This is a genomic window from Streptomyces sp. NPDC001292 (genome assembly GCF_042896465.1).
Classification (GTDB): domain Bacteria; phylum Actinomycetota; class Actinomycetes; order Streptomycetales; family Streptomycetaceae; genus Streptomyces.
The window spans coordinates 1-23,320 of record NZ_JBIAXG010000022.1; the positions used below are offsets into that span (position 1 = coordinate 1).

General features: G+C 65.8%; 5 protein-coding genes and 1 pseudogene. 4 read left to right on the top strand and 2 right to left on the bottom strand.

Annotated features, from left to right (window positions below; translation table 11 throughout):
- Window positions 1-189: 189 nt before the first annotated feature.
- The 4 genes from ACFY4A_RS22635 (at window position 190) to ACFY4A_RS22650 (ending at window position 5,087) form a co-directional block, all read left to right on the top strand.
- A complete protein-coding gene (locus tag ACFY4A_RS22635; RefSeq protein ID WP_390831186.1) occupies window positions 190-939 on the top strand; it encodes a L,D-transpeptidase family protein in 750 nt (249 codons plus the stop codon).
- Between the two features lie 19 nt (window positions 940-958).
- Window positions 959-1,657 (top strand): response regulator transcription factor, encoded by a 699-nt coding sequence (locus ACFY4A_RS22640; RefSeq protein WP_390831187.1) that lies wholly within the window; start codon window positions 959-961, stop codon window positions 1,655-1,657.
- Window positions 1,654-3,471 (top strand): sensor histidine kinase, encoded by a 1,818-nt coding sequence (locus ACFY4A_RS22645; protein ID WP_390831188.1) that lies wholly within the window; start codon window positions 1,654-1,656, stop codon window positions 3,469-3,471. Before ACFY4A_RS22640 ends, ACFY4A_RS22645 begins: the two co-directional genes overlap by 4 nt.
- A 437-nt stretch (window positions 3,472-3,908) precedes the next feature.
- Window positions 3,909-5,087, top strand: a complete 1,179-nt coding sequence (locus tag ACFY4A_RS22650) for an adenosylhomocysteinase (protein ID WP_390831189.1) — start codon at window positions 3,909-3,911, stop codon at window positions 5,085-5,087.
- Window positions 5,088-5,656: 569 nt separating this feature from the next.
- Here ACFY4A_RS22650 and ACFY4A_RS22655 read toward each other — a convergent pair.
- Together ACFY4A_RS22655 and ACFY4A_RS22660 are read right to left on the bottom strand one after the other, a co-directional pair.
- Window positions 5,657-6,394: pseudogene (locus ACFY4A_RS22655) on the bottom strand (ISAzo13 family transposase); the annotation flags it as partial.
- A gap of 99 nt (window positions 6,395-6,493) precedes the next feature.
- The gene (locus ACFY4A_RS22660) at window positions 6,494-23,320 is read right to left on the bottom strand and encodes a hypothetical protein (protein ID WP_390831190.1); all 16,827 of its coding nucleotides are present in this window, start codon (window positions 23,318-23,320) and stop codon (window positions 6,494-6,496) included.

Genomic DNA, 23,320 nt, shown 5'->3' on the forward strand with positions numbered 1-23,320 from the left:
TCTGGCCCAGGGGCTGCTGACCGAGCTGCACGATCGGCTGCGCCGGCAGGTGCGCGTGAAAGAGGGCCGCGATCCGGAGCCGAGCGCCGGGATCAAGTGATCGAGTTCGACGCACCGTCCGGCACCGGAAATTGCAAAATCAGAGCTGGACCTGACGAGTTCCTCACATGTGTCGTCCAAGATCGGCTCATGCCCAAGTATCAACCTCGTGTCGCCCTGCTCGCCGCATCCCTGTTCCTGACAGGGTGCGGCGGCGGGGCCGTGGCGTCGCCGAACCACTCTTCCGTCGCCCCGTCCCACACGAGTGCTCCCACCCCGACGGCCTCGTCGGAGATGTCCGCCGAGGCCGCCCCGCTGCAGCCGCACGGCCTCGGCCCCAAGACACTCGCCCAGATCCCGTCCGATGCCCGCCAGTTGGTCCTCGTGACCGGACACGGCAAGAACTCCCCGCGGTCGACGGTCGTTCTGTACGAACTCGGCGAGACCGGCTGGCAGCCCGGTGCCACCTGGCAGGCACACAACGCCCTCAAGGGCTGGTCAGACCACCATATGGGCGGTGACCTGCGCTCACCCATCGGCGTCTTCGGCCTCACCGACGCGGGAGGGCTGCTGCGCAACCCCGGCACCAAGCTGCCCTACGACCACGGGTACGGCTTCGCCTCGCCCGGCACGGGCTTCGAGGGCGAGTCCCTGGCGGGATCCTTCGACTACGTTGTCGCCATCAACTACAACCGCCGACCGGGCACCACCCCCCTCGACTGGACCCGTCCTCTCGGGGCGTCGCGCGGCGGCGGCATATGGTTCCACGTCGACCACGGCGGCCCCACCCACGGATGTGTGAGCATCTCCGAGACACATATGAAGGAGCTTCTCCGGACGCTCGACCCCGCACGCCACCCTGTCGTCGTGATGGGGGACGCCGCGTCCCTCGCCCGCTGAACCGCTTAGGATCCACCAGGTGCGTGCACATGTGCTGGTCGCCGAGGACGATGAGATGCAGGCCGAACTCATACGCCGCTCCCTGCTGGCGGAGGGACACACGGCCACGGTGGTCCACGACGGCGCGGCCGCGCTCGACGCCGCCCGCAGACTGAGACCCGACCTCGTGGTCCTCGACCTGATGCTCCCGGTGATCGACGGCTTCGCTGTGTGCCGGGTGCTGCGTGGCGGTGACGAGGACATTCCCGTGCTGATGCTGACCGCGCGCTCCGCGGAGGACGACGTCCTGCTCGGCCTGGAACTCGGCGCCGACGACTACATAACCAAGCCGTACAGCCCACGCGAGCTGATGGCCCGCATCCGCACGGTGCTGCGGCGCAGCGGGCGCGGCCGCGGTGTGCCGGACGACCCCGCCGTACGGGCCGCGGGGATCGCCGTCGACCCTGTGCGGCACGAGGTGCGGTGCGACGGCACGCTCGTGGAGTGCACGCCGGGGGAGTTCCAGATCCTGCTGGCCATGGCGGCGGAGCCGGAACGGGTGTTCACCCGCCGGCAGCTGCTGCGGGCCACCCGCGGCTTCGACAGGTCGTCCACGGAGCGGGCCGTGGACGTCCACATCATGAACTTGCGTCGGAAGATCGAGGCCGACCCGCGCCGGCCGGTGCGGCTGCTGACCGTGTTCGGGGTCGGCTACAAGCTCAGCGGCGGCCGACCGTGAACCGGCCAGTGCCGCTGCGCAAGCGACTGCTGGTCCGGCTGCTGATCGCGTCGGTCCTCATCGCCGTGTCCTCGGTGGCCGCCACGGCGTGGCTGGCCGTGGAGACCACCACGCGCGCACTGCGCGAGGAACAGGGACAGGACCTCGCCGACGACCTGAGGATCCTGGCGCAGCTGAGCGGTTACGCGGCCACCCACCCCTCCTGGGACGGCGTCGAGGGCACCGTGCGGGCCCTGGCATCGAAGACCGGCCGGCGAATCGCCCTGACCACCGCGGACCGCACACTGATCGCCGACTCGGCGCCCAAGGGCGCCGCCCTGCCCCTCGGCGCCGCAGCCTCCGTCGACCCGCTGCACACCGACACCTACTCCGAGCCCGGCGCGCGGCTCAGCGGGATCGATCCCCGTGCCGTGGGCCCCTACCGGCTCACGGCTGACGAACGAGACCGGCTGGACGCGATCGCCGCCAAGGAACAGGCGTGCTATCGCGGGCAAGGCAACCACACCGAGATCGCGCGGGCGCCCAACGGACGTCCTGTGATCCTCAGGGCCGACGGAACAGCCGCCGCCCTCAACTCCGAGGATTGCGGCTACGACCAGTTGAACACCGCCACGGCCACCGAGCAGAAGGCCCTGGACGCGCTGTCCGAGGGTGTCAGGTCCTGCGCGCAGCAGCACGACGCGAAGCCGTACGGGCCGATCTACCTGCTCCTCAAACCGGACAGAAAGGTTCCGTCGAGCGGGTTCGCCTACGTCAAGGTCGGCGTGTCGGCGGGCCCGAAGGCGCAGGAAACCGCCGAGAGCTGCGTGGACGGCGCCCTTCGTGACCAGCTGGACCCATACGTCGCGCCGGTGGCCGACCTGTACCTCGGCGGGGGCGAGACCGGCCCGCCCCGTTTCGACATGTCCCCGGCCAACAAGGCGAAGGTCGTCGGCACCGCCGGCCTCGTCCTCGCTGTCACCGTCGCCGTCACGGCCGTGGTGGCCCACCGGCTCGTGCGGCCCCTGCGCGCACTGACCGAAGCCGCCCAGCAGCCGCCCCAGCTGCATGTGCGGGTGCCGGTGACCACGCGGGACGAGACCGGCATCTTGGCCGAGGCGTTCAACGACCTCACCGAGCGGCGCGAGCATCTGGAGGACCAGCGCAAGGCGATGGTCAGCGACATCGCGCACGAACTGCGCAGCCCGCTCACCAACATCCGCGGCTGGCTGGAGGTCACCCGCGACGGCGTCGTCGATCCCGATCCCACGCTGCTGTCGTCACTGCACGAGGAGGCGATGGTGCTGCAGCGCATCATCGACGACCTCCAGGACCTCGCGGCCGCCGATGCAGGCACCCTGCGCCTGCACCGCGAGCCCGTTCCCGCCGCCGACCTCCTCGACCAGGTCGCCGCCGCGCACCGTGTCGCCGCCCACACGGCCGGGGTGACCTTGCACACCGAGGCCGAGGGCAGCCCCTGGATCGACGCCGACCCGGTGCGGATGCGGCAGGCGCTCGGCAACCTGGTCTCCAACGCGCTGCGGCACACGCCCGACGGCGGCACGGTCGCCCTGACCGTCCGCCGGGACGGTGACGATGTCGTGTTCACCGTCGCCGACACCGGCTCGGGCATCGCGCAGGAGGACCTGCCGCACGTCTTCGAGCGGTTCTGGCGGGCCGAGAAGTCCCGCAGCCGTCGTACCGGCGGCAGCGGGCTCGGCCTGTCAATCGTCCGTCATCTGCTCGCGGCGCACGACGGTACGGTCGTCGCGGCGAGCGAACCCGGCGCCGGAGCCGTCTTCATCCTCCGCCTGCCGGGTGCCCCGGCACAGTAGAGCCGAGCGGCAGCGCGGGCCGGGACCAGTGATCCCGCGGAGCTTGAACGATCCCCTCGCTCCTCACCGCTGTTTTCGCGGAGTCGGGGCGTGCGTGGCCTCACTGCACCGATGCCGAGGTGTGTCGCATGTGTGCCGTCACGCCGCCGACACAAGGCGGCAGGGCACACGTTTCTCGGTGTCCCTCACTCTTGCGATACGGCGGTTATGCGTATAACTTCACAGGGCGGTGAGATCAGGTCACCGCTGTCACTCGAGAGGAGGTTCCCGGCATGAACAACAACCAGGGGAGCCGTTACCTCTTCGGTGACCACTCCTACCGCAGCGAGTTCTACGGCTGACGAGTCGACGCGGCGAGGGAACACCCATGCCTCCGCTCCCGACTCCGGGGCACGTCTGTGCCCCGTCAACTGCCATCCGGAACAAGGAATTTCACCATGTCACAGCTCTCGGCTGCGCACGCCGTCATTCCGCACGACGGCACTCGGTGGGCGGCACGCCACATGCCGCTGCTCGCCTCCACCATGCAGAAGTACAAGGAGGCGTTCGCCGGTCGTCGGATAGGGATCTGCCTGCACATCGAGCCCAAGACCGCCGTCCTGGTCTCCTACCTGGCCCAGGCAGGTGCCGACATCGTTCTCACCGGCTCGCCCGGCACCACACAGGAGGACACCGCGGACGCCCTGCGCGACTACGGCGTCACCGTCGTAGGCCACCGCTCCGACACCCTCGACCAGCACCGCAGGAACATCGCCCAGGTCATCGACGCCCAGCCCGACCTGCTCCTCGACAATGGCGCCGACCTGATCGAGGCCGTGCTGGCCCGCGGCGGGCTGCCCGGCCTCGTCGGCGCCACGGAGGAGACCACCACCGGCGGTCTGCGCATCCGCTCCTGGGCCACCCCGCCGCCCTTCCCCGTGGTCGTCATCAACGACAGCCGGCTGAAGCTCCTGGTCGAGAACGAGTTCGGGGTCGGGCAGAGCGTCGTCCAGGGCTTCATGAACGCCACCAACCTCATGCTCCCCGGCGCCCACGCCACCGTCGTCGGCTACGGCCCCTGTGGTCGCGGTGTCGCCGACACCCTTGCCCGCCTCGGTGCCCGCGTCTCCGTCGCCGACACCGACCCCTACCGGGCCCTCGAAGCCGTGATGGCGGGCCACCGCGTAGGCGACCTGTGCGAGCTCCTCCCTCAGACGCAGTACCTCTTCCTGGCCACCGGTCACGCCCGTGTGATCGGCGCCGCCGAAGTCGGCGCGCTGCGTGACGGCACTCTCATCACAGGCGTCGGCCACATGCCCTGGGAACTGGATGCCGATGCTCTCGCCGAGCAGACCGTGTCCGTGCACCGCTCCGGCCCCAGCGGACAGGAACGCGTCGTGCATCGACTGCGCGACGGCCGGGAGATCGTCGTCCTCGCGGACACCAAGATGATCAACCTGACCGCCGCCAAGGGCAATCCCGTTCAGGCCATGGACCTCGGCCTCACCCTTCAGGCCCGCAGTCTCGCCGCGGTGGCCGGCGGTGACCCGTCCCTCGTCCACGGCACCCAAGCCGTTCCCGCACCCATCGACCGCCAGGTCGCCACCGACCTGGTGCAGGCAATGACCCGGATCTGACGGACCGTCTTCCGCTGCCGCCGCCCGCAGGACGAAAAGCATCCTCCTGTCCAGCCGTCCAGCTCACCGCCGCCATCAGCCTCTTCGTCCGGTTCAACGTCGGCATGGGCCGGGGCGGCGGCTCGGACTCCGGCGCATGGACAGGCTCTGGGCCGGTCCATCCACGCGGTCAGGAGCGAGCTCGGGCTCTGGGGCCGGAAGAAGCCGGGTCTGCACCTGTCGCATGTGATCTCACGGATCGACCACAGGTGTCCTGGCCGACCTGGCCGACTCCCTCGCCGGCATCGCCGTATGGCACTGCGGCCGTTTCGATGTCGTCAAGACCGGATCCGGTTGCCCCGAGGTGCATCGCCTCGTCGACCGACTCCCGTCTGCGTCGGGGGCGGCACTGCCCAGCATCGTGCATTTCGGTGGAGCCGTCCTGGCCCTGCCAGGCAGGGACTTTGCAAGGTTGCGGGTTGGGTGAGGTTGCCCGGTGATGGGCTGTCATGTCGCTTTATGGGGCCGGGATGCAGGTGCAGGCACGGCCTCGTTGATCATGTGAGTGTCGAGTTCACGTGACCAGAGGGTGCCACGGCGAAGGCGGCGGTGTCGCCGTCGCAGCCCACCGACACCCATCCGGTGTCCGCGCCGATGTCGTAGATCCCGTACGGCACCGCCTTCTTGGCGCCCTTCTCGGGAAAGTCGTGGGCGCGTACGCGGATCGGCTGCCCGACCCGGTGCCACTCGCACCCGGCGACCGCGTACTCGCCCAGGCTCTCCTTCTTCTTGGTGTCCACGCTGATGACCGGCTGCCCGTCCGCGAGATACGTCTTGACCTGGTCGTTGATGTAGTGGAACTGGGCGTCCCGGTCCGGGTGGCGGGCACCCTCGGTGGTGCGCGAAGTGCCCTGCAGGGAGAATCCTTCGGCCTTCAGCAGCGCGGCCACCGTGTCGTGGCCGACCCGATGCCCCTGGCGGGACAGCTCCGCGGCCAGGACACGGGTCGACTTCACCGTCCACCGCAGCGGCGACTCAGGATCTCCCCGCTGGTCCGGCTCGACCAGCGCCAGCAGGGCCGGGACCAGTTCCGGATCGACGTCCCGCAGCTGCTTGCGGCCCGCGCCCGCCGCCCGAACACGGTCACCGGGCTCTCCGCACTGTTCCAGCTCACGCAGCCCGCGCGACACCGTCGACTCCGCCACTCCCGCAGCACCAGCCACCCGGCGAATCCCGCCGTGCCCTCGCACACGGGCAGCGGCCCCCAGCACCAGCCGTCGCTGCCGCTCGTCCAGATGCGGCAGCAACAGCCCGAACGCCTCCGCCAACCCCGCCTCGATCCCCTCCGACACACCCGAATCCTACGGGCCAACAGGCCTCAAAAACCCAGGAGTTATTTATCGACAGCTCCCTGCCCCACAGGCACCTCAGCGCTGCGTGGCGCTGGGACCCTGCTTCTCAGCAAACGTTCGCACCCGGGGGTCCCGCGCATCAATGACGCGCAGTCTGACGAGTTCCCTTTTCGTGGCAGTACTGATAAGTGTCCCATTGCGCACACCAGCGATCCAATTCTTGAGCTGAGCCGGCAGCTTCGTTCCATCATTGAGACTGTTCTTTTTAGAGATTGTAAGTCTGGCTAGTCCATTCTCAGCTATATGCTCCCTCACCGCGTCCAGCATGAGCCGTTCCCGCTCTTCAGCAGTCAGCGGTACCCTATCCTGCTCCCTGGAAGAATCGGCCGCAGCTTCCGGAGCCCTGCTCGATTCGGCCCCCACCAGTTCGTACGTTTGCACCCGCGCGTGCCGCGGCTCAATCGCACCGAGCTCCAGAAGTTCCCTCTTCGTATTCAGGGTGATCTTCTGGGTTCCTTGCCGCACATTGTCCACCCATTTTCCTAGCACGCTCGGCAGAACCGTCCCATCCGCTAGGTTCTTGGTCGTGTCATTGGTGATTCCATTTACGAAACGCCTGCGACCCTTGAACTCTCTTACCGCTTGCACCATCAGTGCTTCGCGTTGCTCTCTGGATGATTCCCTGAACATATCCTCGGTGGAGGCATAATTCGGGCCCGACTCAACAGATTCAGCTCGATCAATATGCCACTTATAAGCGTCATTGAGTCGAAGAAGCTCTGCCCGCGCAAGATAAATGCCGTAAGTCGCGTGGATATGATCCCATACTCCGCCGATGGTGTCGTTACCATTGCTGCGCCGCTTGAGGAGCTCGAACAGCTCATCCATTTGACGGGGTTGCAGGTACGGACTGTGTGCACTATCCCGCTGGAACGGGAAATTTTCCGGAACGGGCCTTGAATGCCATGAAGCCCAGGCTTCATTCCCCAGGTTGTACACAGCCTCTCGGGTAGGAGGATAGATCTGTGCGTCTACGTCCATGACTGAACGTTCACGCAGGTTCGGAAGAGCGGCAGGCGGGGCGGGCGGGGCGAACCTCTCATGCGGAAGCTGGACGGAACCCGACGGCTGAGGCAGAGCGAGCCCCGACGACGACGCAGGTGTCGCTTGTCGTGAATGACCGCCAAACAGGCTGTCCCCTGGCGTCACATCACGCGAATGACCGCCAAACAGGCTGTCCCCCGGCGTCACATCACGCGAATGACCGCCAAACAGGCTGTCCCCCGGCGTCACATCACGCGAATGACCGCCAAACAGGCTGTCCCCCGGCGTCACCCCGCGCGGCACGGCCGCAGCCCAATGCTCATACGGCGTACCAGGGTAGAACCGGACCAGGCTCACTGTTTTAGCCCCATGCTCATACGCCAGCCAGTCCTCGGGGTTGCGGCCCTGATGGAATGGAAATACTTCCAGCGTCACCCCGTACATCGATGCCAGCAGATACGGGAAATGGTCACCGTTACCGTTTCCCCACAGGCCCGGAGCAGCAACTGCCCCAATCAGCGCACGCCGCTCCTCGAGAGACCTCAGTCCCAGCTCCTGCCACAACGCAGCCGGCTCTCTCACCAAGTGACCCAGCCGATCAGCGAGGTCGCGCCGCAGCCGGGCAGCTGTCATCGGCCGGCCAGACTCGTCCCGCAGGTCCGAAGCGACGATGTACGCATTGAACAGGCGATCACCGTCAAAATTGACGTTCACCAGTTGCATGTTCAGCGTGGCAATGCTTTGTCCCGCCCCCTCCAGATCAGGCATCATCCCGTCCTGCGGCGCACCCCCACCATGACCAGGAGCCCAGGCCCACCGCCGCCGTGAAGACGGCTGACTCCCGCCCACAAGAATCGGCTCGCTGACGGAAAAGTCCGATGCCGCAACGGAAGAGTTCGATTCCGCGGATCCATCGGAATCCGAAGCGCTGTGCCATCCCTCGCTGACTTCTGCCTGCGAAATCCGGAGGCCTCGTTCTGCCTGCGGCTGGAAAGCCAGCCAACTCGCATCGCCGGCCACGGAGAAAGTGGAGGTGGTGACCGACGTCGCACCGTAAACAGTCGATCCTGTCACGTCGGCCACCTGCTGGGCCACACTCGGCTGTGTGGCGGAAGCCGTTCCACCCCAGCACGCAGCAAGAACTATCGGCCGGCCGGTCTCAAAACTCGGACGACGCCGAATCACATGACCAAGCGTTGAACCACGCACGCGCACACTCGACCCACCCGATGACGCCAGCTCCACCTCCCCCACAAAACCATGTGAAGCAAAGAAATAGGGAGCCGAACCGGAATAATCCCTCCTCCACGGAACCGGCCTCTCCTCACCATTAGGATCAGTAAATATATGCCCGCCCGACTCGACACCATTCCTGTAGGAGTCCACCGCAGACATACCGCTCAACGACGTTTGCCACGCACCCCGCTCGGGTTCCGGGAAAGAACCCCGGCCGATCCGGTTACCATCACCATCCAAAATCAGGTAAGTGGCGAAACCCTCAAAAGGACCGGAAGCCGACGCATCCGCTACGCCGCTGCCCCCAGACAGAGTCCGCTCGCCCCCTCTCGGATTCCCTGGCCCCTGACCACCCGGAAGGCTTGGAAGTGGCCTAGGAGGGAGCGACGGCAGGGGACGCCGCGAGGTTACGTGATGGGGTGCGGGTGCGGTGCTGGACGAGGATGCCGGAGCAGCAGGCGCGGTGAGCGACCGAACTGCTCGGATCGCGCCGTGCAGCCTTTGCCGGATGTCCTCCGACCTGAAGATTTCGGGGGAATCTGTCGCCACGAGTTCTCTGCGTGCCCCGTTGGCCAGATCCGTTAGTTCCCGTGCTACCTCGGTCGGCAAGGGACGACCATGAAGAGCCAGGTCGCCCAGGTATCGGACCAGACGCTGATTCTGACTGCCGTCGATAACTGACTGCCGATATGCTTCTGATTCGCCGTTGGGCCGGATGTATCTCGCCGCTTCGAGCAATGGAGCGATCTGGCGCACCTGAGCGTGAGACAGAAGCTTTTGCACTGCGCGGCCTAGACTTTCATCCAGCTTACGCCGATGATATGCAAAGGAATTTCGCGAGACAGTGGAAACTTCACGGAAGTAGTAATCCAGGTATGCGGCAGTCATGCGGCCTTTGTCGTAACCGTAGTTCCGCAATTCCAGGAGGGCCAGAGAAACATCACCATGGCTGTCAAGGTACTCATAGGGAGTGGTCACATTCATGCCGACACCCACCCTCTGACTGACGGCATCTTCCCGTCTGACGGACCCACGTACCGCATAGGTGATGTAGTCGTCTACAGTATGGTACCCATCGAGCAACACCTGATCGAGAATGATGGCCGAGGAATGACTCTGCATTCTGCCTGGGTCCCACGTGCCGAGATGATGCCGCAGCAAATTGACGACATCTTGCTTTATTCGTTCCAGCTCCCCGGCCAGGAATATTCTGACTTCCGGAGTCAAATCTTCCAGTATGGCGCCAAGAGGATTCCGTGACGCAACGGGAATCAAGTTCTTTACGATTCCCCTCACCCCCAGCAAATTATGGACAGGCACAGCTGAAACGTGATTGAAGAGCAGCCACCCGTAACCCCACACCTCTCGTACACGGGAATCATTAGTGAATAGATTTACTTCTCCCGGAGCAAGAGCCTGACCCGAGCGGCTTTCGATATAGCGTTGCGCCAAGAGAGCGCCGAAATTCCGAGAAGCAATGAAGAGACGTTCAAGAACATCACGACTTCGACCGAAGCGAGCTTCAACGAGCTGAAGCATCGGCAGTATGCCGTCGACTGGCACGCCGACAGTGAATTGTGCATACGGAGATTCCCGCCGATTGCCCTGAGGCGCGGCAAGGATATAGGTATCAGCGAATTCCGGGTTGATTGTCCAGCCGTCGCGCGGACCGAAGATCTCACGCAGCCGCCTCCTACCTGTTGCAGGCAGACGCTTTTGCGTGTCACTGACCAACCGCAGTATGGAGTTGAGATTGAGCGTGCGAGACTCTCTGTCCAGTATCGCGGCCGGACTGGACACAAATTCCAGCAAGTTGCGCATCTCGAGTACAGGGTTGAGGTGCCCCGCCTTCAGGGCGTCAAATCTTTCGACGAACGCTTCCCCACCGGCCCGCCAGACGGGGGCACGATCAACATGTATTTCGGAACCTGACGCATGAGTGGCAATAACCTCGTGCTGAAGGTCTCCCCTCAGGTCCAGATACTGCTCAAATTCAACCTCCATGCCGATTGCGCCATATTGATGATTGACCGCAGAGTCGACGAGCGTGGCCGCCCAAGTCGACCCGTTGTCGCCAGAGAATGCGTCGGCCACGACACGGGCGGTGTGATCGATGACAATTGCCTGGGTCTCAACGGGTGAGAGATCGGGGGCGACATCGCTGATCCTGTGAGCACCGGATCTCTGAAGGTCGATCCAGACGACCGCCGTTTCGTCGCCGTCGCGCTCAGGCCTCAGGGCATAGGCCGCGAAGGCGTGGCCTATGCGGTGGGGATGTCGGGCCAGGACAAATGCGGTGCTGCCTACTCCCGCGTTCCTGAGCGCGGTCTCCAAAGCCGCCAAGCCCGCGATCCTGTTCCACCCCGGGCCGACGGCGAGCGAACTGCGCTGCGGATCCACATTCAGCACACTGTCGTCCGCAGTGCCGGCCGGAGCCACCCCCTGCGGGAAGAGTTCGTTCCGCAGGCTCTGCAACAGCGCCAGACACTCCTGCACGGACATCTCCTGCGCAGAGAGCGATGCCGGTTCGACCCGTCGGGGGTCGGCACTCCGAGTGACGTCCGCCTCCCGGGCAGCCACTGCCTTGCGGACAGCATGTTCCAGACCTGGCCGGTCTAGAATCCGGGACACCCGTGGTGCGACACCCCGCCGCACTCTTCCCGTGAGCGCGTCAGCCTCGGCGTGAGCGTGCCGATAGCCGGAGGCCTGGCGGCGCGTGCCGGAAGCACCCGGTTCCGTCGCCGTACGTTCCGCAGATATCTGCGACGAGTCCTGGGGGTCTGTGCCTGGAGCCGGCGTGACCGCCCGGTCGTCTGGGGCGTCTAGCCCCAGGGCGCTGAGCGCGGAACCGTCGGCGACCATCCACACGGACGTGGCGGTGCGCGTCCGCTGCGGTTGATTCCAGAGGTCTTTCCCGCTACGCGTGCCGTGGGCAGAGCTGTCCATGGCCGTGTCGTGAGAGGTGAGCCGGAATTCGGGAGTGATCGTCGTCCTCATCGATGCGCTGACCAGATAGAACCGGTCGCCCTGGGACAACGTGGCCGCAGCCGGCGTGCCGGGCTCGGCCTCGCGCGTGTGCTTGCTGAGGTGTTCGCTTTCTGTCTTCCACCGGGGGTCTTCGGTCAGGCCGACGGCTGCCCCGGTGTTCCTCCTGGCCACCTCGTCCACGTTCGAGGCCTCCTCGCGGAGACGCGTGACCGTGGCGCCGTTCACGATCTTGACGAGTCGTAGATGGTTCAGATCGTTGTGGAGCGTCACTGCCTGAAGAGTCGACCCGTCAAGATCGATCCGATAGCCGTCCGCACGCAAAGTCTCGGCGAAGTGCCGGCTCAGCTGATCGCTGCTGGCACGCAGCCGCAGATCGCCGGCTCGGTGAGCGCTGAGCATCGGGATGCCCTGCCCACCGTTTCCGTTGATCAGCTCGTCGAGAGATCTCTGAATCTCTCGCGCATCGAGCCGGGGCACCAGAAGCAGCGCATCGTGCGGCAACTCACTGATGTTCCCTTCCTTCCAGGATTCGCGCAGGCTGCCCCGGTGTTCGGACAGCACCGGCAACGCGCCCTGCGCGGCAACGTACTCATCCGCCATGACGGTCAGCCGAACGGCATCCGGGATCCGGAACGGGTCCTGCGCGATCCACGTGTCCTTGACCTCGCCGGACGGACTACGAAGAACATGCGTGGCCAACCGCTGGCGCCGACCGTCGCGGCTCCAGGTCTGCACCTCGATCCATGCGTTCAGCGTGTGAACGAAGCGATGCGCCTCCCCCGCCCGCCGCACGATGACTGTCTCCTGACCGGACGTCCTCCGCACCGTCCCGGCCTCCCGGGTGAACGATCCGGTCACCGTGGGTTTCACCGCGTCGGTGGCGGCCGAGGCCGCCGTAGTCAGTGCCTGTGCCGCCAGGCCCTCGGCCACGGCCTCGCCCAGGTTGTCCGCCTTGGCCCGGGCCCCCAACGAAAACGCGCCTTCGACCCTGGTACCGGTTCCGGCATGGGTTCCTCTCGTGGTCACCGTGCTGGCCGTTGCAGCATAGTCACGCAGGGAGTCCAAGTAGCGTCCGTCTTCCAGGGAAGCTTTCAGGACGACAAGCAGTTCCCTCTCTCCCGACTCCTCACCGGTGTGGACGCGTAGGAGCGGGACACCCCCGTTGACCGCTTGGCTCACCATCGACGCGAAGCCTCCTGAGGCTCCGTGTGCGGCAAGGTCGTCATCCACGATCGTTTCGGCAAGTTCACGCAGTCGGCCGGCGGCCTGTTCGCTGACGCCCTTCCGGTCGTTGACCTCGCCGAGCTGTTGTCTCACGCCCTGGATGAGTTGTGTCGACGCGTCGAAGCTGTGCAGGACGATCGTGCCGAAGCCGCGACCAGGGTCTCGGGGCGGCGCGATGACCGTGTCGGTGGTCGTCCCGTGGTCAGCCGTCAGCCGCGACAGTTCGTCCGGGGCATGCTGCTGCAGATGCAGCCGGAGTTCGTCGGCTTCGACCCATACGTGCACGGCGTCGGGGACGTGCTTGGTCATCACTCGGGTACGGCTGCGGCCTCTGTGCACCCGGCCCAACATGTCGGACTTGTGATCGCGGGCGACCGTGCTCAACCTGTGCTCGGCGTGATAGGCGACGAGGTAGGCCGGGGCGGAATACCGCTCGGTGACCGTCGACTCCAGGGTGTCCGAACTCTCACTCTCACTGCCGTGACGGACACCGGCTTCCGTCGTGGCGGCGAGCACCAGTGCCCCGTGCTCGACCAGTTCCTGGGGTAGTCCCGCGTCGATTTTCGTTTCCGCCTGCCGGTACCGCTCGCTGTTGCGGGACATCTCGGCGGTCGCGCTGGTGGTACGGGTGAACTCGTGCTCCGCGTCGTACCGCAGCACGCGCGGCTGGGTCAGCAGGGTGCGAAGCCGGACCTCACCGACGAGATCCCGTGTGCCGACTACCTCCAGCAGGCGCCTCTCGTTGTGGTGTTCCAGCCGCAGAACGTCGGCAGTCGGCCCGGTGGCCAGCGGGAACCTGGCCGCGCGGGCAGGCGCCCCGGCCCACTCGGCCAAGGCGACCGGACCGACCTGGCCGCTCTCATCGGTGCCCAAGGAGGTGGGCGCCGCACCGAACACCATGCGTTTCACCACCTGGCCGACCGCCTCGTCCCACCTGTCCGCAGCGGGTGTGTCGTCCAGCATCCGGGCGGCGGTGAGTCGCAGCATGCGCACCGGCTTGAGAGTGTCGATCTCCGCATTCGGCGGCAGTGTGAGTGCCTGCTCCTCCTCCACGGAGGCGCGCTGGTCTTCCTGTGTCCATTCCGTCTCGGTGCGACCGGCCGGGGACAGTACACCCACCCGGGTGCCGTGTGGGGCCGGCACGACGATGTACGCCGTCCGTGGAGCGGCGAGCGCGCTCGGGACGGAAGGGTCCTCCAGGTCCAGGGACTGCCAAGTACCGGGCCAGCGTTCGCCGATGGCCAGGTCCACTGAGATGGGGTAGCGCAGGCGCAGGGGGCGGTCAGAGCGCCAGCCGGTCCGGCCCTCGGCCGCGGTCCGCACCCTGTTACGTTCACCGGCGGTGGTGCCGAACTTCGTCTCGGAGGCGATTTCGAGCGGACCCGCCTCTGCCGAAACGTCGATCTGTATCGCCGCGTTGCGGGTACGGCCACGGGTGGCCGTGAAGTCGTCGCCGCGAACCAGTTCCTCGCCCAGCCGCCGGTTACGGACCTCGCCCAGGTACTCGCCGCGGTCTCGGTCCAAGGAGCCGCGCAGGAAAACGTGTGGAACACCGTCTCCGGGCTCGAAGCGGACCTCGTCGCTTCCGTCGAGGATCCTCCGGGTGTTGTCCCTGAGGAACTGGCGCAATCGCTGGCCCACTTCCGCGGGGTTGTCGACCGCCGCCCCGAGCTTGGTGAGAACGGAACCGGCGATGTCTTCCACAGCGATGTCGGGAAGGCTGTAGCGCGCGTGCACCTGGTCGGGTGCTGTCGGAACGTCCAGATTCTCGGGCGGCGGCTGTCCTGCGCCGGAGTCGTCTCTGGAGGGAGGGCTGGTCAGCCACAGCGTGGCTGTCCCTTGGATGTTTGCCTCCAGGGCCAAGGCCTCTGCCGAGAGCACGTAGGAGAGTTCCACCTCGTGTTCGGCGAAGCTGCCCGCCTCGGTTTCCGATATCTCCTGCCGGAACAGCTGCCCGTGTTCCCAGCCGCCGTCGGTCTTGTCGTGGTACGAGACGGTGACGCCGATGCTGGGGCCGATGAGGGAAGCCAGCAGGTCGGCCGTGCTGACCGTCAGGCTGCCGCCGCGCTGGTGCGACGCCGAGCCGGTCCGCCGGTGGGAACCGCTGTGGGTGTGCCGGTGGGTGACGGTGCGGTCCGCTCGGTCGACGAAGCTGGTCGTCAGCCGCGGGTTGTCGCCTCCGGGGGCCGACGCCTGACGCGGACCGATTGCCAGGATGAACTCGACCTCGCCGTGCCGCGTGGTGCGGAAAGTCTCCCGCACCGGCCGTCCGCCGAACAGGGACTTCGCCAGTTCGCCGGTCGGCGCGGCCAGCCGGCCCAGCCACTCCTCGATCCGGCGCTCCTCACCGGCCTGGTACTCGACGTCCCTCGGAAGAAGCGCGGAGCGGACGTCGCCCAGACCGCTGAGCCAGGCCGCGGCGATACCCGACACAGCGCGCTCCGACTCGCGGTAGCGGCTGGCGCGCTCGATGGACGAGGCACGCGAAGAGACCTTCGGGTAGGTCAGCTCTCTGCTGTTCTCCCGTCCCGTGGCGTCGCCGGCCGCGTTCCTGTGCGGCCAGGTCAGGCTCTGCACCACCTGCACGACGCGGGACGTCTTTCCATCCTTGTTGGGTTTGGTGACGCTGATCTCGTAGTCGACGGTGTGGCTCGCCACGCGTACCGCGCCGACAGCCTCGGTCGTCTCGGTCAGCGTGGTGTCCTCAGCGCCGGTCTTCGTCGTCGACGCCGTGGGGTTGGTGAGTCCGTCGATGGTGGCCGACACCGTGACGTAGGGCGTGGGTACCTTCAGCAGCTTGGTGGGATCGATCGGCCGGCGGGACCTGCCGGTCTCGGCCCCGACCGTCGTAGACGCGTCCTGGTGCACATCCGTCCGGCCCTCTTGGCGAATCTCCTCGGTGTGCGCCGTACTCAGATTCACCACTCTGATCGTCACCTTCTGGCGCCCGACGTCGCGGGTCGTGCCCTCCAGCGCCTGCGTGAACAGGGTGGGCAGGTCCTCGTCGCCGAAGGTGCGGTCCAGGAGCGCACCGTCGGCACGGGGCAGCAGCGCGGCAACCGCGCGCCGGATGCCGGAGGCGTCCACCCCGGGGCGCGGTACGGGCCGCTCCACCCGCGCGCGAGCCAGCGGAGCGGAGGAGGGCTGCTGGGTTTCCGGGCCGGGCATCCGAGCTGAGGTCGGGCGCTGCGGGCTGTTGACGGTCCGGGCGTCCTGGGGAGCGTCCTGCGATCCGTCGTCGACCGTCACCACTATCTCGTCCGACTCGGAGGAGTCCGGCGCGGTGAGTGAGACGTCCGTCGTCGCCGGATGGGCTTGTGCGTTTCCTGAACCGGAAGATATGGGCAGGTTGAGCCGTCCGCCGCCACGGAGCATTCCGGTGCGGGGCAGGCCGGTCAGGAGAAGGTTGACGATACGGACGGCTTGCGTGGTGAGCGGCTGGGTTCGGTACTCGGCGGGCAGCCGACCGTAGACACGCCGGATGTCATCGACCGTGGCCTCCCGGCCTGCGGGCATACGGCTGGTGACCTCGCTCAGCAGATGCCCGGCATCGGCCGGACGCTCGGCGGCGAAAGCATTCCAGGCGTCGTAGGGAGTAGTGATCTCGCCGACCACGATCTCCGGATCGAGGCCGGCGGAGTGCTCCGTGAGCCCGAGGTCGAGTTCATCCGGCGGGTTCAGCCGTAGCTCGTCCGTGGCATCGTGCTCCCCGTCCTTGACCTTTCTGACCTCGACGGCTGGTCCGAATTTCTCATCCAGTTCCGCGTGGTCCACCTCGACGGTGCCGTAGGACGGCTGCCCAGTGGGAGTCCGAGGTGTGACGGGTACAGTGGATTCTTGCTCAGCCGGCTGCTCTGGCGAAGGGCCGGAGTCGACGAAATCCTTGTCCGTATCGATCTCGGCGCCCTGACCTGGAGGGGCGGGGGCAGCGGACTGCGCCGCCGGGCGCAGAACATCGAGGTGCCCTGCGGAGAGCGGCCTGGCGATTTCCGGCTCGGCCCCGGAGCCCGAGTCCCTGGGAGTCGCCTCGTGCGGGCCGCTGTCCCCGTCGCCCTCAGCGGACTGCACCAGTCGACCGTCTCGTTCTCCCTGTGGGTGGAAAGCCACCCAAGCGGCATCATGGGCGACGGAGAAACTCGACGTCGTAGCCGACGTCGCACCGTAGACAGTCGACCCCGTTACATCAGCCACCTGCTGAGCCACACTCAACTGTGCCGCAGACGACGTTCCACCCCAACACGAAGCAAGGACAATCGGCCGACCACTCTCAAAGCTCGGACGACGCCGAATCACACGACCGAGCGCGGAGCCACTCACCCGCACGCTCGACCCACCCGGTGATGCCAGCTCCACCTCACCGACAAAACCGTGCGCAGCGAAGAAATAGGGAACCGAACCCGGGTTGTCCCGCTTCCACGGAACCAGCCTCCCCGCGTCATCCGGGTCAGTCAATATATGCCGATCCGCCTCCGCACCATTCCTGTAGGAATCCACTGCGGACATGCCACTCAACGGCGCCTGCCGCACAACCCACTCAGACTCCGAAAACGAACCACGCCCGATCCGATTACCATCGCGATCCAGGATTAGATAAGTGGCAAAACCGTCAAGAGACCCAGACGCTGGCGCGTCCGCCACCCCACTGCCCCCAGACAGCACCTGCTCGCCCCTTATCGGCCGCCCCAGCCCTTGACCGCCCGGAGGGTTCGGCAGTCGCCTCGGAGCAGCCGGCAACGGACGCCGGGACGCCCCACGCTGCGACGCGACGGAGAGCGACGAAACCGGGCCAGAGGTTGCAGTAAGTGACTGAACTGCTCGTATGGCCTGCACCAGTTGTTGCCGGAAATTCTGGCTCCTGAAGGCCGGACGTGGGTTTCTTGTCGCGAGTTCAGTTTGCACTGCGTCGGACAGGCTCTGAAGTTCCTCACGTGCTCTCTGTGGCAGCACGCCGCCGTTGACGGCGACCGACGCAAGAGATTGGGCGAGGAATATGATCTGACCACTGCGGGTCGACGGCAGGCTCGAAGTATTTTCCTGTACGCCGAATGAAAGCTGCGGTATGGCGCCGAGCAGCGGTCCGATATCACGCACGAGAGGATGACTGAAGACGTGGCTTGCCCGGGCACCGACGTCATTTATGGTCGCCGTTGAGAGCCGACTGTTTTCGAAAGAATTCTGCGCCAGACCAGAAACTTCGCGGAAGTAGTCTCTCATCTGCCGAGATGACATCAGCCCTCCCAGGACGCCGTACTGTCTCAGCTCCAGAAGCGCCAGGGGAACACCGTCATTTATTTCCAATCTCGCATAATTCCGGTGCTCACGCATAGCGATTCCTATACGCTGGCCGACAGCTCTCCCGTCGCTGGTGCGCCCAACTGCAGCATATGTGAGATAATCACCGACATTGAATCCCCGCAAAGCCAGCGGCGCACCGAAAATTGAGGCATCCAGGCGGTGCGGAGCATTGTTCGGGGTCAATTCGTCGAAGACTTCCGACAGGACACTTATGAAGTCGTTTCTGATGTTCCCCAAGTCCTGCGCAAGGAAGCTCCTGACTTCCGGCCGCAGCGCTGCACGTATCTCCCCGAGCGGATTCCTGGACGCCACGGGGACTCTGTTTTTCGTGAGCCCCAGGTCCATCCTCTGCTTTACCGGTGCTGCTGCCACGTGATTGAAGAGCAGCCAGCCGTATCCCCAGATCTCGGACACATACGGGTCCGACGACATCAGATAGGCTTCTCCGGACCCGAAGGATCGCCCGAGATTATGCGCGAGGAAGCGTTGAGTCAGTCGCATTCCGAATCTGCGAGACGCAGCGAAGAGAACACTGTCTGTCGTGCCGTCATGGGCCTCGACCAGATGGAGCAGTGGAAGGATTCCACCGACGGGCATACCCACGGTGAACTGGGTATAGAGGCTGTCCCGGTCCGCGCCCACGGGAGAAGGATAGACCAGAGTGTTCTCATGCCCGTCATAAATGACCCATCCGTCACTGTCCTTGAGAACGTCGCCAAGGCGCACACCATCCCTGACATTGAGCCTGCTTTTCAGAAGGTCGGCAAGCCCCAGTACCGACTCTTCGTTCAGCCTACGCTGTTCTCCAGTCAGAATCGCAGCAGGATCCGATATGAACTCCAGAATATAATGAGTTTCCGGCGTCGGGCTCGAATATCCCGCATTTCTTGCATCGTCAATATCAAGAAAAAGTTTGGCCCCGCCACGCCAGAACGTCTGCTTGTCCAATTGCAGCTCAGAATCTGACACATGGACCGCAACAACGGCACCATATCGAACATCACTTCCCGGCGCTGCGGACAGAATGTTAGTGAATTCTACTTCCATTCCAAGAGCGCCGTACTGACGGCTCCTCGATGGATCCACGACCGCATGCGGTACCGAGGCCGAGTCAACGTGCCCGGGGAGAGCATTGGCTACGGCACGTGCGCTGCGATCGATGATGATCGCCTGCGCATCAGCAGGTGAAATATCCGGAACAGTGTCGCTGACGACCGCAGCACCAGGCTTTTGAAGGTCGAGCCATACGACTTCCGTTTCGCCGGTCCCATGATCGGCAGCGAGAGAATAGGCCGCAAAAGCGTGCCCGATCCGACCGGGACGCCGAGCGAGGATAAGTGCCGCGCTGCCCGCTCCCGCCGTCCTGAGCCCGGTCTCGACCGCCCGCCAGCCATCCACGCGTTCCCAACCCCGGCCGACGGCAAGCGAGCTCCGCTGTGGACGTCCGTCCAGCACGCTGTCGTCCACAGTGCCGGCCGGGGCCACCCCCTGCGGAAAGAGCTCGTCCCGCAAGCTCTGCAACAACACCAGACACTCCTGCACGGACAAGTCCTGCGCAGACACCGACGGCGGCTCGACACGCTGCGGACCGTCACTCCGACCGACGGCCGCATCCCGGGGGGCCAGAACACTTCTGACAGCCCGTTCCAGACCCGGCCGATCCAGCACCCGTGGCTCTCGCGCTGCCACCGCCCGACGCACCGCATTCCCTCTCGCGGGCCGGTCGTGGTCCCCCTCGGAGCTCATCTTGTACGGGTTTCCGTGGAAGTCGGGAGCCGCGAAGGTGACAGGCTGGAAATATCCAGTCAGCTGAACAGTGTATTCACTCGGATTCCCCTCGTCAGGAATGGGCGCGAGGGAGTTCTTGCGCGAGAAATTGCCGCCATGCCGCTCCGGCTCCGAACCGGCGATGCCGTGGAAAAACCTGCCCGTCGCGATCTTGTTACCGACAAGCTCCGCACGCCGCCGGAGAGGCTGGGAATACCAGGAGTCGGGAAGTTCGCGGTATGCCTCCTCCACCCGCCGGGCAAGATCCTCGTCAGAATCCCGACCCGTCTGTGCAGCCACAAGACGACTCAGCTCCACACGATCAGCCCGAGAGAGACCATCCCACGCAGCACGACGAACATGCTCCCCGGCCTCCGTCTCCATCCGGGTGACCCAGAGGGAGTCCTTCCGCTCGGACCGATCCGAGTGCGAATGCTGGTGTCCGGAGGACGCCGGGCCACTCCGGAAGACGTTCGGCACGCCGCCGCCGTAGCCCGGCGAGAGGTGCGTACCGGTGGCCGCCTCGGTGGATGCGCTCAGACGGGTCGCGTCGAGTGCCTTCATCAGACCGGCCACGTAGGGCTTACCGATGTCCCCGTTGACCACTGCGTTCAGCAGGGCGTCACCGAGTACCCGGTCGGTTGTCGACTTCTGCGCCCCGGTGAACATGGCGACCGTGACGTCTTGGGCGGGGACGTCGAGGGGATGCGCCTGGCCCTTGAGGAGAGCGGGATCGTCTGTATCCCCGCCCGCGATGGGGAGGCCGGCGATCCAGCGGGAAATCTCCTCCTGAGAACGCGGCAACCGCCCGGCCTTGGCGGCCTTCTCCGCGCCGTTCTCAGGCTTCGTGTCGTCCTCGAGGTCGACGAGCGTGTCACCGGAGACCGACTCCGAGTCGGCGACCGTGTCGTCGTCATCGGAGGCGAAGTCGTCGACGGTGAGGTCGGTGTCCTGGTCAGCGGTCGATGGTGCGGGGATGTGGTCGACCGTGGCCAACGCAGGAGCGTCGTCCTGTGTGGTGACGCGATCGGGGTCCGCGGCATCGTCAGCCTGCGACACGGTGGACATGGGGGCCGGGGCGACGAGATCCTCGTCCCTTGTGCCGGCGTCGTTCGAGACTGTGCTCATGGGATCGGCGCTCTGCGGATCCGGCTCGGCGGCCGACTCGGTCCTGTTGGCGTTCTTGCCGTCGTTCCGTCCCGAGGTGCCGGAGACCACGAGGTTGGTGGCCGAGACGTCGTCGGACCCGTGCTCCTGGGGCGTGTTCGAAGCGTCGTCCGCCCTCGTGCCGTAGCCGCCGCGGCTGTCCGGGACGCCCGCCGGACGAGAAGGGGACGATGCCGAGACTGTCGTGATCGGCGTAATGCCCGGCTGGGCGATGTCGTTGGTCCGGGGGTCTCCAGGTACGTCGGCTGCGCCCGCCGTGGTGTCCTGGCCGTGCGGGGTGGCCGTGTCCGCCGTCGTGGCGAGGTGAGTCGTATCGGGGAGGGTCGGAACGGCGTCAGCGCTCTCACTCTGCATGTTTCGGTCGGCGTCCGCCCTCGGGCGGTCCTGGCCGGTCGTCGATCCACTCGCGCTGTGAACCGGGACGTCGCCGTCGGTCTTCACCATGGCCGGGGTGTTCGTGTCCGCCGCCGGTCCGGTCGCACTGCCGGCGTGCGTGGGCGAGGTCTGAGTCTGGCCGTTCCCGGCAGGCACCGTCGGTCCCACGCCGCTCGTGGTCACCGGCCCCGTCACGGATTCCGTGTCCGACTGCCGGGCGGACACGTCGTGGGCGTCCGGGGAACCGTGCGTCACCGAGTCGTCGTTGACGCCGGACGTGGCCGTCTTACCGGGACCGGCGACCGGGCCCGTCTGAGAGTTGTTCGGCAGGTGCGTGGCGTCATGGCCCGGCGTCGGTTGCGTACCGGCGTCCAACTCGGCCGGAGGCTGCGTGTTCGTCTCGTGGTCGGCAGGTGTCTCGGGTGCGGTGGATCCCTGCTCGACACCCGGGGCCGCAGGTTTCGTCGACGCGCTTGCGCCGCCGGACACGGTGGCCGGACCCGGACCCGCGGAGGCGGCGTGGACGGAGACGGGAGGTAGGTCCGGGGTGCCGGTCTGCGAGGTGGTGACAACCGGGGCCGGCCCGGTCTCGCCGAGGTTGTCGGGGGTGTACGACACCTGGGCAGGAAGGCCCGTACCAGAGGTAGGGACCTGGACGTCCTCGCCCGCCCCGTGAACGGCGCTGCCCCCGCCGGAGGTCTTGGCAGGGTTCGTGGTCGCGCCGGCCGAGACCGGGTTGGGAGCAACGTTGAGGTTCTGGGGGGCGACGAAATCGCGGAATCCCAGGCCGGCCTTCTGGATTCCCTCGAATATCAGCCCGGTGTTCAGGCTGCTGACGACAGCACCGTGGAAGGTCGAGAAACTGAGTCCTTGCTGGTAGACAGCCCCCTCGGCAAACGTCTCGGCCACACCCTCGCCGAGCGCGTCGAACCCCCGGTCGCCGGTCTTGGCGGCGATTTTCCCCCCGTTGGCAAGAGGCCCGTCGGAAACGGTATTTTTCACTCCGTGTGTTACGGCTCCGCTGCCGGGAAGGCTGTTAAGGCCGGGCATATTGTCTTTGTCGGCGAACTTCTTTCCGAAGCCAGTGTCGACGTCGGTTTTACCCTTGAAAATTCCCTTGAAAAGATTCTTTCCACCATGGAAGAGGTGGTCGAAAATCGAGGTGAGACCACCGGTGACTCCGCTCAGTACGACGTCCTTGATGTCAATACCGTGCGGCTTGCGGCCAGGCGCCGCCGAAAGGATCAGAGCCAAGCGGGCGGCGATCGTGGTGAATGCTTCTTCCAGCGCCTCGCTGAGGGTCGGCAGCACATGGAAGCGCTTGGCGAAGACGTCCAGGATCACCAGGATCTTGGCACGCGTCCGCAGCTTGGCTTCCGCCGCCTCACCCGCTGTGGCACCGCCGCTGAAGAACGCCACCACGGCCAGGTAGAGCAGTTCCGCCGCCAGGATCACGAGTTCGATCAGCAGGCTGATCTTCGACTCGGCGATATTGATGGAGGTCTTCACGCGCCCGTCGGCGATGTCGTCCAGCTGGTCGGCGAACTCGGTGACGTGGTTCTTGCCCCCGTCGTCCGTCAGCGCCCGCACATCGCGCTTGTAGGCGTCAGCGTTCTTCTGCGGCAGCACCTTGGCGGCGTACCTGATCGAATCGTTGAGCAGGATTCCGAGCTGGCGGAGTTTGTTGGCGAACCGTTTGAAAGCCTCGTGACTCATGTAGGCGAGGTCCTCGTTGGCCTGCGGCAAGCGCTCGCCCATGAGGGCGTAGAACAAGTCGTTGAGCCATTTCGGGACCAAGATCGCCAT

Excerpts from the sequence above, each read along its gene's own strand:
- ACFY4A_RS22635 (WP_390831186.1), top strand. The coding sequence starts at position 190 with ATGCCCAAGTATCAACCTCGTGTCGCCCTGCTCGCCGCATCCCTGTTC.
- ACFY4A_RS22660 (WP_390831190.1), bottom strand. The coding sequence starts at position 23,320 with ATGGCGATCTTGGTCCCGAAATGGCTCAACGACTTGTTCTACGCCCTC.
- ACFY4A_RS22650 (WP_390831189.1), top strand. The coding sequence starts at position 3,909 with ATGTCACAGCTCTCGGCTGCGCACGCCGTCATTCCGCACGACGGCACT.